The sequence below is a fragment of the Oricola sp. genome (genome assembly GCF_022763245.1).
In the GTDB taxonomy this organism is placed as follows: domain Bacteria; phylum Pseudomonadota; class Alphaproteobacteria; order Rhizobiales; family Rhizobiaceae; genus Oricola.
Map to the genome: position 1 here is coordinate 37,691 of NZ_JALEGV010000041.1, position 16,018 is coordinate 53,708.

Here is a 16,018-nt window from a genome sequence, read left to right on the forward strand (position 1 = left end):
CGTCAGGGCGATTTGCGCCGCCAGAGCGGCGGCTTCGGCAGACCGGCGGCCAGCGGGCGCGAGGTCGGTTCTCCGGCAATCTGGGCGAGCTGGTGGAAGACGCCGCGCACGAAACCGCCCGGATTGGGTTCGCGCGGCGCGCCGCTGGCCGGCGAGGGCGTGGCTGCGGTCGCGTTCATCAGGATCGACATGGTGACGCCCGTCCCCGGGTGGTGGGCGGAGAAACCGCAGAACCCGTCATAGACGCACAGATGGCCGAAACAGGCGTCGCCATCGGCGACCGGCCCCACGGCGAAGCGCGCGACACCCATCGCGTAGGCGTCGCCTCTCGCCGCGGCCCCGAGCGGCGTGCGTGCCTGAAACAGCCTGTTGGTGGAGGCCGGCGACAGCAAGCGCCCGCCAAGCAGCAGATGCATGAAATGCGTCAGCGCATCGACCGTCGCGAGCGCGCCGAAGGCGGGTTCGAGGACGCCGAGAGGGCGCGGAGACGCCGGACCGGCGGGCAGGCCCGGCGCGGCATGACCACGCAGCACGCGCCCGGCGCGATCCGGACCGAGCGCGTCGATGGTCGGATACATGCCGGCGACACCGCCCCGCCGCAGGACCTCGCGGGTCGCGAATGTGGCGTAGTCGCAACGGGAGGCGCGCGCGATGGCCAGCGCGATGATCGCGATGCCGAAATCGGAATAGTCGAACACCCGCCTGCCCCGTCCCGCGCCATTGACCTTGCCGCGCCGCATCCGGGTGAAGAGCTGCGCCTCGCTCATGCGCTGGATCGGCGAACGGTGCCGACCGTCGGGCCGTCTCAGGGCCGTCAGTTCGAGCTGGGCCATGGTGCTGCGATGCGCGGCAAGGTCCGCCAGCGTCGTGGCCGCCAGAGGGCTCGTCTCCGCAAACCGCAATTCGGGGACATGGCGCGTGAGCGGGACGTGGAGATCGATCAAGCCGCGCTGCGCCGCAGCGAGGAGCGACGCCACGGCCAGGACCTTCGACAGGGAACCGATGCGGAACAGCGGCGCGGCGCCCTGCCCGTGCCGGTCGAGCGTGTCGTCGCCATGGATGCGCGTGAACACGCTGCCGGAGGCCGAGCGCAGCGCGATCCCGACGGTCTCGACGCCGCTCCCCCGCCACGCGCCGGACATCCAGGCGTCGAGGTCGCCCAGATAGGCCGCGAGGGTCTCGTCGCGAAGCCGGCTCACCCGCGCAACTGCCGGCGGGCGGCGCGGGATGCCGGGTCCGCCGCCTCACATGCACGAGCGGATCGCATCATAGACCTGCCTGAAGCCATCGTCCTGCGGGGGCTTCGTCGGCTCGGCATCCGGCGTCGGCATCCGCGCCCGCGAGCGGCGGATGGCGCCGCCCTGCCGACGGTGCAGCGGATTGGCGTCATAGAGACCCGCCAGGGCCGGGTCCGTGCGATAGTCGATCCTGTCGGCGAATGTCCCCGTCCCCTGCTCGAAGATCAACATGCCGTCCGGACCGTCGCAGTCGACGCCGTGGCTCTCCTGCTCGATCGACAGGCCGAGCGTTTCGGCGGCGGCGGCCGAGCGCGGCCCGAACACCTGCACGATACCACAATTCTTGACGAGCGACCGCCAGTCCTGCGGATAGACCTGCATGAGCTGGCTCGGATCCTGCCAGAAGCTCCAGGTCTGCAGCCCGTAGCCGCGCAGCAGCGTGACCGCAGTCCGGAGCGGCGGAAATTGGCCGAGCTGCGCCGCCTCGTCGAGCAGCAGCAGCGTCGCATGGTCCGGCCGGCCCGAGCGGCGCATGATCGCTCCGAACAGCGTGCCCAGCCAGAGGCGCAGGATCGTGCCATGCGAGGGGATGAGATGCGGCGGCAGGACGAGATAGAGCGTCAACGGCGCGCCTTCGGTCACGTCGTCCAGCATGAAATCGCTGCGCGCCAGCGACTGCTCGACCAGCGGCCCGCGCACGAAACCCACGCCTTCCAGCGCCGTGTGGAGCATGCCGCCGACCGTCTCGATCGAACCGAGATCGAACAGTTCGTTCAGCCGCGCCACCTCGGGATTGCGCGATTTCAGTGCGAGTTGCGCCATCAGCTTGGCGTTTCCCGGATCGGACTGGTTCTTCGAGGCGCGCCGGCTCATCTGGTGAACGGCGTCGCGAACGGTCACCATGCTGCGGTGATCGGGATAGAAATCCGTCACCGCATGCAGGATCGCCACGGTGAGGAAATGCATCGCGCGGTTGCGCCAGAAGACGTCGCGGCTGCCGAACCGCGTCGGCATCAGCATCTCGGCGATGAACCGCGCATCGTCCGCCGCCTCGGCCGTGTCGGGCTCGACGAAATCAAGCGGATTGAACCGGGCGGCGGGCAGGCCGCTCACGCCGAACGGATCGACGACGAGGACCTCCTGGCCCATCTCGCGGCGCCTGCGCGCCGTCACGGCGGCATGTTCGCCCTTCGGGTCGAACACGATGACCGGCCCCGGATATTGCAGGAGCGTCGGGATCACGCAGTTGACGCCCTTGCCCGCGCCGGTGGGCGCGACCGTCATCAGATGCGTGTCGTCGGGCAGCGCCAGGGGGGCCGCCGCCGGCGCACCCGCCCCGCCGGCGGCGCTGAAGCCGATCGGCATGCGCGCCTGGGTCCGGCGGCGGGCAAGAAGGGTCGGCGCCAGCGGCTGCGTGCGCTGTTCGAACATGGTGTGATCGAGGTGTTTCAATGTCTCGTGCTCCCCTGGTTTGCGCGGCTTTTCGCCCCGGCGGGCGTCTTCGGCACGCGCCAGCACCCGTCATAGGTCGTCGGATCGGCGATCGTGTCCTGCGAGACCGGCGTGTCGTCCACCATCTCCACCATGCCGGTCCGGTCGATCCGGAAGGTCGCAGTGAACAGGCTGCCCCCGTAGAGCACGGTGGCGACGCGCCAGTATCCGACGCCCTTGCGCCTTGGCCGGCGAATGGGAGCGACGGTTTCGTGCACGGCGGGCCTCGCCTTGTCGGAGACCGAAAAGTCCCGCTCCACCTCGACGGGATCCTCGACGATCCAGAACGGCCCGGCCTCGCCGCGCACCGCGCCCGAGAAGAAGCGCAGATACTGGTCGACCCGGCGCGTCTGCCCGTCGAGATCGAGCGCGCGGTGGCTGGTCATGTGGATGGCTGGGCTGGTGCCGTTGAGAAGAACATATTCGTTCGGACCCAGCAGCATCGCGAAGACGCCCAGGCGATCCGTCGAATAGGGCGCGAGGCCTTCGACGAGGAACCAGCCCGGATAGAAAATCAGCGCCAGCGCCCGCATCCGCAGGATCGGGCTCGGCAATGGCGCCGCGCCGCGGTCCTCGTCGCGTGCCGACTGCGATTGCAGCGCGGCGATGACGGTGGGCGGCACGTCCTGCCACCGGCCCTTCATCTGCGGACCGCAGGGCCATTCCGGCGCGATGCCCGCGCCGACGGTGTGGACGGGTCTGAAATCGGGCATGGGGGCGACCTCCTTTTCAAGGCGCGCGTTGAGGTTTTCGCCCCACCCGGCCGGTGCGGCGCTTCGCATTGCGTGTTTCTCGGAGTTGGCCCGGACGGGGCCGGCGTCAGACCGGCTTGCGGACCTCGTAATCGGCCATGGCGACCATGACCGCGCCCGCCTTGTCGGCAAGGGCCCTGGCGCAGGCGGCGAACTCGATCAGCTCCACCTGGGACAGCACCCGCGGCTCGTCGTCGCCCGGCGCGCCCCGCATCAGCGAAAGGTCGGGCTTGCTGGCGAACCAGACGGCGCAAAGCCAGTAGCTGGCGGCCGGTTCGCCGACGGGAAACCGCGGAAACTCGTCGCAGGTCGGAACGACCACCCGCCCGCCGCGCACCGCGATCTCCGGCGCGTAACAGGACGGCATCAGGCAGGACGCCTCCTTGCCGCGCTCGCCGTTCAGGAGGAACAGGAAGCCGTCCGCCGCCACCTCGGTGCGCACCGTCACCTCGTCGCCGACATGCAGCACGACGAGATTGTTTCCCGACGGTTTGGTGCCGATGCCGCCGCGCAAGGCCCTGCGCGCCTGGTCGATCCGCAGCGTGCCGCCATTCGGGCCCGTCGCCAGTTCGTAGAGATCGAGCCATGCCTGGTTGGGCTTGGCGTCGGCGAGGGCGAGGCGCCCGACATCCGCCATGCGCTGCTCGAAGGACGGCAGTTCCTCGGCGAACATACCCGCCTCGAACCCGTAGCGCGCGAGATCGAAATACTCCGTCAGGACGCTCCAGTCGGCGTCGGTGACGCGGCGTTCGCCCTTCTTCTTGCGGCTCATGGTCTCCGGCGTCGTGTGCAGGAGCGTCGCCAGAAAGGTGTTGCGGAAGTCGGCCGGCGGGAAACGGAAGCCGACGGCCTGCTCCATCGCCAGGAGCTTCTTGCCAAAATCCTTGTCGTGCAGCGGCATCGTTCCGTTCCTTCCCGCGCCATGCGGCTTTTTGAAATGCCTAGCACCACGCCCGGCGGGCGGACATTGACCATGCTGCGCGGTTCTTGACATTCATGACGGATTGACCGGCCTTGACCATTCCCGCAGCCCCTATCGGGTGAAGGCGGCGAAACCCGCCCACTCTCCCGGATCGGGCAGGCTCCGGCGCGCGCCGATGCCGCCGCCGCACGGTCCGCGCCCCGGAACGCCGCGCATCGCATCGATGCGAATCCGCTGCGCCCGAGCGAGCGCCAGCACGGGGTCCGTTTCCTGTCCCGACAACAGGAGATCGTAGAAATCCGCCATCAGCCGCCGCGCGCCGTCGTCGCTGATCCGCCAGAGCGTCGCGATGACCTGCCGCGCGCCCTTGGCCTGCAGCAGGCCGGCCAGTCCTTCCAGCCCGAGATCCAGCGCATCCGAAATGCCGGTCTCGCAGCCCGACAGGACCAGCAGGTCGAGGCCCGAGAAATCGAAGGCTTCGCCGGCGATCTCGGCCAGCGACAGCCAGTTGCCGTCGCCGAAGAGCAGGCGCGAATGATGCGGCCTGCCGGGCTGGTAAGTGAAATGCGTCGCGACGTGCAAGAGGTTGATCCCGCTCGCGAGCGCCGCCTTCAGGGCCGCGGGCGTGAAATCCTGCTCGATGAAGGCCGCGTTGCCGCTCAGAACGGCGATCGCCTGCGCTTCGGGAACCGTGCCCGGAACCTCGTTGTCCGCCGTCGTTGCGAACGCCGCCGTTTTCCAGGCGCCCGACACGCGTTCCGGCCGGCGGACCGGCGGCTGCCCTGTCCGCAAGGCGGTGGCGACCGTTTCGACCAGGAAGCGACGGCCGTCATGCAGCGCCGGGAACGGCACGTAGCCGATCATGCCGGACGCGACGATGTCGATGCGCGGATAGTCGGCGATGCGGTCCGCCACCGGCGCGATCATGGCGTCGTGGAGCGCGCGCGACGGCGCCTTCCAGGCGGATGACGCGCTGTCGAAGGCATGCCGCAAGGACCGGATCGCCCCGGCGATCTCGTCCGCGGACGCCGCGATATCGAACGGCGTCTCGCCGTCCGGCGACAACAGCACGCCCCGCAACCGGTCGTCGTCGCAGGGAAGGTAGGTGAGGAGCGGATGGGCGCCGGGCCGCACCGTCTCAGGCTGCGTCGACGGGGCCGCGGCGACGCGATCGAAGCGCTCCTCGAAAATGTCTTCGAGAAACGCGCGGACGCGTTCGCTCCGGTCCGGCGTTCCGGCGGGCAAGACAGGCGGCGGGCGGGGGCGAAGCTCTTCGGCCAGCGTCTGGTAGCGCGCCCACAACCGGGCCTCGCCCGGGCGAAACGGGATGTCCTCGAGCGCCACGCCGCTCGCGCTGCGCCGCGAGGCGAGATCGAAGGACAGTTCCTGCGTGCGCCGCAGCTGCAGCCGGACGGCCTCCGGATCGCGGCCCGCCCGTGTCAGCCGGTTGAGGATCTTGGTGTAGGTCGCCATGCGGGGCCGCAGCCAGCCGTCGAGTTCCGGCGTGTCGAGCCCGCGCGCCGACCGGCGCAGATGGATCAGCGCGAACTTGCCGAGGAGGATCGACGCGCGCGGCTTGCCCGCGGCCTGGGCGGCGTCGGCGAGAAGCGAGAACAGCCACCATTTGCGCTCCTGCCGGACATCTCCGATGTCGAAGTCCATCGCCTCGAACAGCAGCGCGCGGGCGGCATCGTGCGCGCCCTGCGACAGGTCCAGATGCGCCAGTTCGACCATCAGCGCCAGATGGTCGGCGGTGCGTTTGCCGGGCAGCGGCATGTGGTCGCCGATCAGGCGGATCGCCTCCGCCGGCCGGCCGCCCAGCCTGAGCAGCATCGCCCGCGTGGCGATCCGGTCCGCCGGCACGCGATCGCCCATCGCCGCGCGGATGCGGCCCTCGTTGGAAAGCGCCACGCCGACCGCCGCGTCGAAGCGCCGGCGGCCGGTCAGAAAAACGATGCGGCTGTCGGCGAGCGCCAGCTGCGAGGCGAGCTTGCGGTCGGTGCGGCAGACATGGCGCAGACGGCGCATCTGCGCGGCCGCTTCGCGCTCCTGGCCGAGCTCCAGCCGGGCCGCGATGGCGTTTCCGAGCGCGGCGGCGAGGCCCTCGGCGGCCTGGACGGTGTCGAGGATGTCGATGACGGCGTCGAACCAGCGCGCCGAGCCGGCGACGTCGCCCTTGTCCTCGGCGACCAGCGCCATGGCGTTCGTCCAGCCGATCCGGTCTTCGACGGAATCCGTGTCCTCCGGCCGGCTCTGGCGGTAAAGCGACTCGGCTTCCTCCAGATAACCGAAGGACTGGCACGACTGGGCGAGACGGCGGCGCACGCGGCGCAGCGTTTGCGGATCGGTGGCCGGCCGCGATTCCGCCAGGCGGCAGGCCTCGCGCCGCAACTCGAGCGCCGAGCCCGCGAAGCCGCAATAGTAGCGGGCAATCGCCAGGTCATCGAGCGCGGCGACCAGGCCTTGCACTGATCGGGGATCCTCGCGCCGGCGATGCTCGACCGCACGGTCGAATTGCCGCTCGGCCTCCGTCAGGTCGCCTGCGGTCCAGCCGATCATGGCCAGGCACCGATAGGCGATGTGCCATCCGTCGCCGGACGTGTCGTCCCGGAGGGCGAGCGCCCGGCGGGCGAGATCCGCCGCCTGGCCGGCATCCCCCGCCGACCGCGCCTCTTCGGCGCGCGTCGCGAGGTCTTCGGATGTCGATGTGTCTGTCAATGATCGCGAGACCAGCAATGTCGTCGTTATGCCGGCACGATATCGCCACTCACGGTTGCGCGAAACCGCCGGGTCGCATCGCCGCCACATGAGTGGCCCTCCGCAAAGTGGGGAGCCGCCGGAGGCTTGCAAAATGCCGCTAACGCGATCATCGCCTCCCGGTGCGGCTTTCCGGGGTCGCTCCCCCGCTGCGACAAAAATGGCCGAAGGCTGAGGACCGCGCGCCGATTCTGTGCATAATGCGAGGCACCAATTCTTCCGGAAGAGGCAGGCGAATGCGCGTTTCAGTGTCCCGAGTGTTGATGGTTCTTGCCGCCGCGATCGCGGTTGTCCTGAGCGGACAGCTCCAGGCGAACGCGGCCAGGCGGGTGGCTCTGGTGGTCGGAAACGCCGCCTATCAGAGCGTCTCACGCCTCGCCAATCCGGAAAACGACGCCTATCTGATGGCCGACACGCTCGGCCGGCTGGGCTTTGAACTGGTCGGGGGCGGCGCGCAGGTCAATCTCGGCAAATCCCGGTTCGAACAGCTCGTGCAGCAATTCGGCAACGCCTCCGTCGGCGCCGACGTCGCGCTGTTCTATTACGCCGGCCACGGCATGGAACTGGGCGGCCAGAACTACCTCGTGCCGATCGACGCCAATCCGGGCAAGTCGGCCGACGTGCCGCTGCAGATGCTGAACGCGCAGACGGTCCTCGCGCAGATGTCGGATGTTCAAAGCCGGCTGAACATCATGATCCTCGACGCGTGCCGCAACAATCCGTTTCCAAACAGCACACGGGCCTCGCCCAGCGGGCTGGCGCAGATGCGGGCGCCGAGGGGCACGCTGATTTCGTTCGCCACCCAGCCCGGCAATGTCGCGCTGGACGGGCACGGAAAGAACAGCCCGTTCACCAGCGCCCTTGCCGAGAGCATCCAGACGCCCGGCCTCAACCTCTTCGACACCTTCAACCGGGTGGGCGTGCAGGTGGCGAAAGTGACCGGCTACGAACAGCAGCCCTGGACGTCGAGCTCGCCGATAGAGGGCCAGTTCCATTTCGTGCCGGCGAACCTTCCGAGCACCCCGTCGGCCGCCAATCTCGCGGTCGAGACCGCGCGGCGCTTCTACGGCGCGCTGTCGCTCGCCGACGGCTACGCGGCCAGTTCCCTCGTCGTGCCCGAAAAGCGCACGCTGGCCGCCTACAGCCCGGAGGGCATTTCAGGGTTCTACCGCAGCCTGAGTTCGCCCCTGCAGGTCCTCGACATCAGCCCGGTCAGTTCGACCATCGTCAGCGTGCACTATCGATACGGCCGGCCGGGTGGCGGCGTCTGCGAGACGACGGCCAACGTGACGATGCGCATCATCGGCGGACAGGCCTATGTCGAGAAGATCCAGGCCGGCTGCTGACGACCGATCACGCTCCTATCGGGTGACGCACAGGCGCGCCTTCGCCGGGCCGCTCAGCACCTTGAGGTCCGGCCCGGTCTCCGCCGTTTCGCCGGGCAGCGTGACCGCCCCGATCAGCTTGGAGAAGGGAAACGCCGCGCCCGGATCGGGCCGCCGCGGATAGGTCTTGCCGGCGCATTCGCAGGTGCGCTGGTCGAGCACGGCATGGGTGACGACATTGCGCAGCGCGATCGTCGGATTCCGCTCCCTGATCTTGCGCACCAGGTCGATCACCGCATCGACCTGCGCCTGCGGAAATGCCTCCTCGCCACTGCCGGAATTGACCATCTCGATGCCGATCGTGTCGTCATTGTTGCCGACCACGTGAAAGGCGATCTCGTCCTCGGCGATCAGCGATGAGACGGTTCCGCTTCTGCCGACCACGTAATGCACGTCGGCGCTTTTCCCGCGCGCCAGGATGCCGCGCCAGAATTCGGCGTCGTCCGGGCGCTTCTGGATGGTCTGGTAATGCACCTTGCCCTTGACGCAGGCCGGACCGCCGATCGAGTGCAGCACGATGCCCCGGATCGTGGCGGGATCGCGTTTGGCGCCGACCTCGCGCGACCAGGCGGTCGCAGGAACGAGAAGCGCAGCCAGTCCGGCCAAGAGCACGAGGTCGCGGGTGAAGGTCCGGCGCATCTTGTCTCCCCATTGATCGTCGCTTCGGCCCCGACACGACACCACGCGACAATGACCGGGATGTGGCAGCCTCTTACGCCACCGGAACGACGTCGACGGCCTGCGAGCTGGAATGGGCGCCCGCCGTGCGCAACACGCCCTTGACCGGCGCGACGTCGGAATAGTCGCGCGCCCGCGCGACGACGATGTGATCCTCGCCGGCCAGAACGGCGTTGGTCGGGTCGAACTCGACCCAGCCGGTTTCCGATCCGCACCATGCCCGGACCCAGGCATGCATCGCGTCGGCGCCTTCCAGCCGTTCCTCGCCTTCCGGCGGGATCGTGCGCAGGAAGCCGCTGACATAGCCGGCCGGAACGCCGATACCGCGCAGGCAGGCGATCATCACATGCGAGAAATCCTGGCAGACGCCGTGCCGCCGCTCGAAGGCCTCCAGCATCGGCGTGTCCACCGTCGTCGCGTCGGGATCGAACCGCATGTCGCGATGCAGCGCGCGATTGATCGCGGTGACGTTTTCCAGCGTGCTCGCCTTGGCGTCGATGACGCTTCTGGCATAGCCGGTCGTGCGGCGGTCGATCGGCGCCCGGTCCGACGGGCCGGTGAAATGATGCGGCGAATCCGGGCCCACGTTGCGATAGGCCCAGATCTCGTCCGCCAGGCCGGTGAGCGACGGCGACATGTCGAATTGCGGGCCGGGCGTCAGGCATTCGACCCGGGCCTGCACCTCGAACACGACCGATTCATGCGGCTGGTCGAAAAACAGCTCTGTGACGCGGTTGCCGAAGAAGTCGATCCTGTCGATGCGCTCCTGCGGCTGCGGCCGGACGCTCATCACGCCGGCGATCGCGCGCTGCTCGCCCGGCAGGTCCGCCGGCATCAGCCGGACCAGGTGCCGGCCGACATCGGCCATGTCGGGATAGTCGTAGCCGATCTTCAAGGTGACGTCGTACAGCATCGGCGCCCCCTACCGGAAATAGGTGCGGTCGAGTTCGCCCGACAAGGCGGCGATGTCCGCGCCGACTTCGCGCAGCGCGTCCGTGTCGAGTGTTTCGGCCGTGTGGGTGGCGAGCGCCGCATGGGTCTTCAGCATGACGCGCTGCAACTCGGTGGTCGGACGATGACGCTCGGCCCCCGGCAGGTAGCCGAAATGCTCGCGCAGTTGGTCGAACTGGTGGACGATGGAGCGCGGATTGAGCGGATCGATGGCGAGGAGGTCGATGATCGTCTCGCGATTGGTCGCCACCGCGTAGCGCCTGCGATGCGACATCGCACTGTCGCCAACCTCAAGCGCCAGATCGAAGGCGCCGTCGGGCGCCGCCGGATCGGCGTATCGGGCGAGCAGGTTCGTCATGGCGATGGCACGCTCCAGCGCCCGGCCGATGCTGAGGAAGCGCCAACCGGTGAACCGGTACATGTTCTCGTGCACGAGGCCCGAAAAGCCCGACAGTTTGCGCAGCAGCACGCCCATGCCGCGCGCCAGGTCGTCGCCCGGCGTGGCGGTGCTGGCGATGCGATGGATCGTCTTGTCGATATCGGTAAGCGCAAGCCAACCATCAAGCGAGAACCGGTCGCGCACATTGCTCGCCGATGTGGAGGCGGAATCGAGCGCCGTTCGGATGCTCTCGGTGAAACTGCCGTCGGGCTCGTTTCCGAACAGGACCAGATAGCCGGCCAGATCGCTCAACAGCGGCGCGTCCGGCCACGCCGTCTCGGCCAGCCGGACATGGTAGGCACGCGTCAGCCGGATCATGGTCTCGGAGCGTTCCACGTAGCGGCCGAGCCAGAACAGGTTGTCGGCCGACCGGCTTGGCAGGACGCCGGGCTGGCTGCGCACGAAAGGCGCGACCGGCTGCGTTAGCATTGTGTCCTGATCGACCGGCCCGGACTTGACCATCCAGACGTCGGCGACAGACCCGCCGCGCTGCATGGCCAGTTCCGGCGTGTCGGTGGAATGGCCGATCCGGGCGAACCCGCCCGGCATGATCCGCCAGCCGTCGTGGGTGCGCGCGAGGAACAGGCGGAGGCTCATCGGGCGCGGCACGAGCATGCCGTCGACGAAGGCCGGCGCGGTCGACAAGGTAACCGCTTCCTGACCGACGAGGCGGGTGGCATTGGCGTCGATCCACGCTTCGACCGCGCCTTTCCCCTCGCCCGACATCGCGCCGCCGACCACGGAGAGTTCGTCGAGATCGAACGGAAGCCCGGTGGCGAACGCGTCGCCGATCGTCATGCGCGCGGCATTCGCCTTCACGTGCTCGCGCTCGCGCGACTGGCCGCACCACCATGTGGCGATGTTGGGAAGCTTCAGCCTTTCGCCCGTCAGCGCCTCGCTGATGCGCGGCAGGAAGGCGAGCAGCGCCCGCGTTTCCAGGACGCCCGAGCCGAGCGCGTTGACCATCGTCACCGAGCCGCTGCGGATGGCTCCGACCATGCCGGGCGTGCCGAGCCGCGACGCCTCGTTCAGTTCCAGCGGATCCGACCAATTCGCGTCGAGCCGCCGCAGCAGCACGCTGACCGGCGACAGGCCGGCGACGGTGCGCACCATCAGCCGGCCGTCGCGCACCGTCAGGTCCTCGCCCTCCAGCAGCATGAAGCCGAGATAGCGGGCGATATAGGCGTGCTCGAAATAGGTGTCGTTGTGCAGGCCCGGCGTCAGGATCGCGACGCGGCTGTCGTCGCTCTGGCGCAGATCGAGCAGCGTGTCGCGAAAATCGCGGAAGAACCCGGCCAGCCTCTCGACGTTCAGCCGGCTGAAGATGTCGGAATAGATGCGTGCCGTCGCGATCCGGTTCTCCAGCGCGAAGCCCGCGCCCGACGGCGCCTGCGTGCGGTCGCCGAGAACCCACCAGTCGCCGTCCGGACCGCGACCGATGTCGAAGGCGAGGAAGTGCAGGAAATGGCCGGAGCGCGGCGTCACCCCGACCAGCGGGCGCAGCCACTCCTTGTTGCCGGCGACCAACGGCGCGGGCAGGTGGCCGTCGGCAACAAGCCTGTTCGGCCCGTAGAGATCGGCGACGACCTGTTCCAGGAGGTCGGCGCGCTGGATCAGCCCCTCGGCGATGCCGTTCCACTCGTTCTCGTCGATCAGCAGCGGCATGTGGCTCAGCGGCCAGTCGCGCTCCACCGTGTCCTGCGGTCCGTAGTGGCGGTAGAAGACGCCGGCGTCGCGCAGATACTGGTCGCCGCGCGCCATGCGGGCCGACAATTCGTCGGTCTCCATGTCGGCGAGCGCCCCGATGAGATCGGTCCATACGGGACGGATCGCGCCGTCGGAGCCGATCAGCTCGTCCGGCACGTCTTCCAGCCGCCGGTACCCGGCGAGCAGGCGCTCGACGGAACTCTCAGCGGCGCGTTCGCCCTGCATGGTCATGGCTTCGGATCAGCCCTAGGTTCCCGGAAGCCGCCTGAGATCCAGCGTCATCGGGAATTCGGGATGAGGCGTTTCCGGCGGCGGCGCGTATACGCCGCCAGTATGGCCGTGCGCTTCGAAGCGCGCAAGACGGCGCGCCTCGGCCTCGTAGCCGTTGACCGGGAAGGTGTCGTAGCTGCGGCCGCCCGGATGCGCGACATGATAGACGCAGCCGCCCAGCGCGCGGCCGGTCCAGGTGTCGAAGATGTCGAGCGTGAGCGGCGTGTGCACGGGAACGACCGGATGCAGCGCCATGGCCGGCTGCCAGGCCTTGTAGCGCACCGCGCCCACCGCGACGCCGCCGGTGTCGGTCTTCTGCAGCGGCACGCGGCGCCGGTTGCAGGTGACGATGTAGCGGTCGGGATCGGTCGTCACCAGCTTGACCTGCAGGCGTTCGGTCGAACTGTCGGTGTAGCGCACCGTACCGCCGATCGCGCCGGTCTCGCCCAGCACGTGCCAGGGTTCGAGCGCCTGGCGCAATTCCATGTGCACGCCCTCGTAATCGACCGCGCCGCAGAAGGGGAACCGGAATTCGGCCTGCGCCTCGAACCATTCGGGCCGCAGATCGAAACCGTGCTCGCGCAGGTCGCGCAGGACGTCGAGGAAATCGTCCCAGACGAAATGCGGCAGCATGAAGCGGTCATGCAGCACCGTGCCCCAGCGCGTCAGGTTGCCGCCCACCGGGCTGTGCCACATCCGCGCGATCAGGGCGCGGATCAGCACCTGCTGGGCGAGGCTCATGCGCGCATTGGGCGGCATCTCGAAGCCGCGGAACTCCACCAGCCCCAGCCGGCCGGTCGGGCCGTCGGGCGAATAGAGCTTGTCGATGCAGATCTCGGCGCGATGGGTGTTGCCGGTCACGTCGGTCAGCATGTTGCGCAGGAGCCGGTCGGTGAGCCAGGGCAGCGGCGGCACGCCGGCGCCCGGATGCGGGATCTGCGCCAGCGCGATTTCCAATTCGTACAAGGCGTCGTGACGCGCCTCGTCGATGCGCGGCGCCTGGCTGGTCGGGCCGATGAACAGGCCGGAGAACAGGTAGGAGAGGCTCGGATGGCGCTGCCAGTGCAGGATCAGGCTGCGCAACAGGTCCGGCCGGCGCAGGAACGGGCTGTCCATCGTGGTCGCCCCGCCGACGACGACGTGGTTGCCGCCGCCCGTGCAGGTGTGCTTGCCGTCGATCATGAACTTGTCGGCGCCGAGCCGCGTCTGGCGGGCCTCCTCGTAGATCGTCTCGGTGGTGGCGACGCATTCCTCCCAGTTCGCCGCCGGATGGATGTTGACCTCCAGCACGCCCGGATCGGGCGCGACGCGGATGACGTTCATGCGCGAATCCGTCGGCGGCGCGTAGCCTTCGATATGGACCGGAAGCTTGAGCCGTTTCGCCGCCTTTTCGGCCGCTGCGACCAGTTCCAGATAATCCTCGATGCGTTCGACCGGCGGCATGAAGACGCAGAGACGGCCGTCGCGCGGCTCGATCGCCAGCGCGGTGCGGATCGCCCCGCCGATCTCGCCGATGTCCTGCGCGATGACGTTCTGCACGTTGCTGCGGGAGGTGAACGACGCGACCGGCTGCGCGTGGCCGCCCTGTTGCGCGGCGATCTCGTCGGAGGCGGCCAGATCCGGCAGCGGTCCGCGCGGTTCCGTCGGATCGGCGACGTTGACGTAAGGATATTGAGACGGCGGAATATAGGGCAGCGAGCCGAGCGGCAGGCGGTAGCCGACCGGGCTGTCGCCCGGCACGAGGAAGATCTTGCCGCGCCGCGTGCGCCATTTCTCCGACCGCCAGCGCGCATCGACCGAGCGAGACTGCCAGCTCTGGATCGGCAGGATGAAGCCCGACGGCTCGGTCAGGCCGCGTTCGAAGACGCGGGCGATGCGGTGGCGTTCCTCCGCGTCCTCCAGCTTGGAATTCTCCGGCGTCACATTGTCGGGCAGGTTGGCCTCGCGCAGGATCCACTCCGCCGTGTCCTCATAGGCCGGCGCGATGTGGCCGGTCTCGACGCCCAGCTCCTCGGCCATGGCGGCGAGCAGCGCCTCGGCCTGCTTCGGCGTGGCCTTGCCCTTGCCCTCTTCCCTGGCGATCAGGTCGGCGTCGCGCCAGATCGGCTTGCCGTCGCGCCGCCAGTAGAGCGAGAACGTCCAGCGCGGCAGCGTTTCGCCGGGATACCACTTGCCCTGCCCGTAATGCAGGAACCCGCCCGGCGCGAAACGGTCGCGCAGCCGGCGGATCAGCTGGTCGGCGAGCGCCCGCTTGTGCGGCCCGACGGCGTCGGTGTTCCATTCCTCCGATTCGAAATCGTCGATGGAGACGAAGGTCGGCTCGCCGCCCATGGTGAGCCGGACATCGCCCGCGGCCAGCGACGCATCCACCTTGCGCCCGAGATCGTCGAGCGCGGTCCACGCCTCGTCGGAGAACGGCTTGGTGATGCGCGGATGTTCGGCCGTGCGCCTGACCGTCATGTCGAAGGAGAAATCGACCTCGGCATAGGTCGCGGTGCCGGAGATCGGCGCGGCGTTGCGGTAATGCGGCGTCGCCGCCAGCGGGATGTGGCTTTCGCCCGTCAACAGGCCGGAGGTCGGATCGAGCCCGATCCAGCCCGCGCCCGGCAGATAGACCTCTACCCAGGCATGCAGGTCGGTGAAATCGTGATCCGTGCCCGCCGGCCCGTCGAGCGCGACGAGATCCGGCTTCAGCTGGATCAGGTAACCGGAGACGAAGCGCGCGGCGAGGCCCAGGTGGCGCAGCGTCTGGACCAAGAGCCAGGAGGTGTCGCGGCACGACCCCTTGCCGATCTTCAGCGTCTCCTCCGGCGTGTTGACGCCCGGCTCCATGCGGATGATGTAGTCGATCTCGTTGGAAAGCCGCGTGTTGAGTTCGACGATGAAGTCGATCGTGCGCCGCGGGGTCCGGTCGATCGAGGCGATGAACTTCTTCAGGAGCGGGCCGGCCGGTTCCGGCGAGCGGTAGATGACCAGGTCGGGGCGCAGGTCGTCGTCATACTCGAAGGGGAAGTCCTCCGCCTTTTCCTCGATGAAGAAATCGAACGGGTTGTAGACCGTCATGTCGGCGACGAGATCGACCTCGATCTTAAGTTCGCGCACCGGCTTCGGAAAGACGAAGCGCGCCAGCCAGTTGCCGTAGGGATCCTGCTGGTGGTTCACGAAATGCTCGGCGGGGCCGACCTTCAGCGAATGCGAGATGACCCGGGTGCGGCTGTGCGGCGCCGGGCGCAGGCGAATGATCTGCGGGCCGAGCGACACCGGACGATCGTAGCGATAGTGGGTGAGATGGTGAATGGCGGCCTTGATCGACATAAATCCGACGGTTCCCCTGTTTGCGGCCCCCAAGCGTTTCACAAATCGCTGCGACGCACAAATCGAATCATGCCGTTGAAAGGCCTCGAAAGCCTGATCCGACGTCCCCCTCG

The 16,018-nt window shown here is 68.6% G+C and carries 10 protein-coding genes; 1 reads left to right on the plus strand and 9 read right to left on the minus strand.

Going from position 1 to position 16,018, the window contains the following annotated elements; genetic code table 11:
• Nucleotides 1-2: 2 nt before the first annotated feature.
• From MRY80_RS20785 to MRY80_RS20805, 5 genes are all read right to left on the minus strand, one after another.
• The gene (locus MRY80_RS20785) at nucleotides 3-1,199 is read right to left on the minus strand and encodes a serine hydrolase (RefSeq protein ID WP_293293124.1); all 1,197 of its coding nucleotides are present in this window, start codon (nucleotides 1,197-1,199) and stop codon (nucleotides 3-5) included.
• 45 nt (nucleotides 1,200-1,244) lie between these two features.
• Nucleotides 1,245-2,690, minus strand: a complete 1,446-nt coding sequence (locus tag MRY80_RS20790; RefSeq protein WP_293293126.1) for a type IV secretory system conjugative DNA transfer family protein — start codon at nucleotides 2,688-2,690, stop codon at nucleotides 1,245-1,247.
• Nucleotides 2,687-3,442 (minus strand): hypothetical protein, encoded by a 756-nt coding sequence (locus MRY80_RS20795; RefSeq protein WP_293293127.1) that lies wholly within the window; start codon nucleotides 3,440-3,442, stop codon nucleotides 2,687-2,689. Before MRY80_RS20795 ends, MRY80_RS20790 begins: the two co-directional genes overlap by 4 nt.
• 106 nt (nucleotides 3,443-3,548) lie before the next feature.
• Entirely contained in the window at nucleotides 3,549-4,382 is an 834-nt protein-coding gene (locus MRY80_RS20800; protein WP_293293128.1) for a hypothetical protein, read from the minus strand.
• Between the two features lie 132 nt (nucleotides 4,383-4,514).
• Complete coding sequence (locus MRY80_RS20805; protein WP_293293130.1) at nucleotides 4,515-7,121, minus strand: CHAT domain-containing protein; 2,607 nt, start codon at nucleotides 7,119-7,121, stop codon at nucleotides 4,515-4,517.
• A 302-nt stretch (nucleotides 7,122-7,423) separates the two neighbouring features.
• Here MRY80_RS20805 and MRY80_RS20810 point away from each other — a divergent pair, with 302 nt between their 5' ends.
• Entirely contained in the window at nucleotides 7,424-8,506 is a 1,083-nt protein-coding gene (locus tag MRY80_RS20810) for a caspase family protein (RefSeq protein ID WP_293293131.1), read from the plus strand.
• A gap of 15 nt (nucleotides 8,507-8,521) precedes the next feature.
• Here MRY80_RS20810 and MRY80_RS20815 read toward each other — a convergent pair whose 3' ends face one another.
• From MRY80_RS20815 to MRY80_RS20830, 4 genes are all read right to left on the minus strand, one after another.
• Nucleotides 8,522-9,184: a peptidoglycan recognition family protein gene (locus MRY80_RS20815; protein ID WP_293293133.1), complete on the minus strand. Its 663-nt coding sequence runs from the start codon at nucleotides 9,182-9,184 to the stop codon at nucleotides 8,522-8,524.
• A gap of 73 nt (nucleotides 9,185-9,257) precedes the next feature.
• Nucleotides 9,258-10,136, minus strand: coding sequence for a transglutaminase family protein (locus MRY80_RS20820; RefSeq protein ID WP_293293135.1), 879 nt, complete (start codon nucleotides 10,134-10,136; stop codon nucleotides 9,258-9,260).
• A gap of 9 nt (nucleotides 10,137-10,145) precedes the next feature.
• The gene (locus tag MRY80_RS20825; RefSeq protein WP_293293136.1) at nucleotides 10,146-12,545 is read right to left on the minus strand and encodes a circularly permuted type 2 ATP-grasp protein; all 2,400 of its coding nucleotides are present in this window, start codon (nucleotides 12,543-12,545) and stop codon (nucleotides 10,146-10,148) included.
• A gap of 21 nt (nucleotides 12,546-12,566) precedes the next feature.
• Nucleotides 12,567-15,905 (minus strand): transglutaminase family protein, encoded by a 3,339-nt coding sequence (locus tag MRY80_RS20830; RefSeq protein ID WP_293293137.1) that lies wholly within the window; start codon nucleotides 15,903-15,905, stop codon nucleotides 12,567-12,569.
• Nucleotides 15,906-16,018 lie beyond the last annotated feature (113 nt).

Bases quoted from the DNA above. Each gene is read 5' to 3' on its own strand.
- MRY80_RS20815 (WP_293293133.1), bottom strand. From the start codon at position 9,184: ATGCGCCGGACCTTCACCCGCGACCTCGTGCTCTTGGCCGGACTGGCT.
- MRY80_RS20795 (WP_293293127.1), bottom strand. From the start codon at position 3,442: ATGCCCGATTTCAGACCCGTCCACACCGTCGGCGCGGGCATCGCGCCG.
- MRY80_RS20825 (WP_293293136.1), bottom strand. From the start codon at position 12,545: ATGCAGGGCGAACGCGCCGCTGAGAGTTCCGTCGAGCGCCTGCTCGCC.
- MRY80_RS20800 (WP_293293128.1), bottom strand. From the start codon at position 4,382: ATGCCGCTGCACGACAAGGATTTTGGCAAGAAGCTCCTGGCGATGGAG.
- MRY80_RS20830 (WP_293293137.1), bottom strand. From the start codon at position 15,905: ATGTCGATCAAGGCCGCCATTCACCATCTCACCCACTATCGCTACGAT.
- MRY80_RS20820 (WP_293293135.1), bottom strand. From the start codon at position 10,136: ATGCTGTACGACGTCACCTTGAAGATCGGCTACGACTATCCCGACATG.
- MRY80_RS20810 (WP_293293131.1), top strand. From the start codon at position 7,424: ATGGTTCTTGCCGCCGCGATCGCGGTTGTCCTGAGCGGACAGCTCCAG.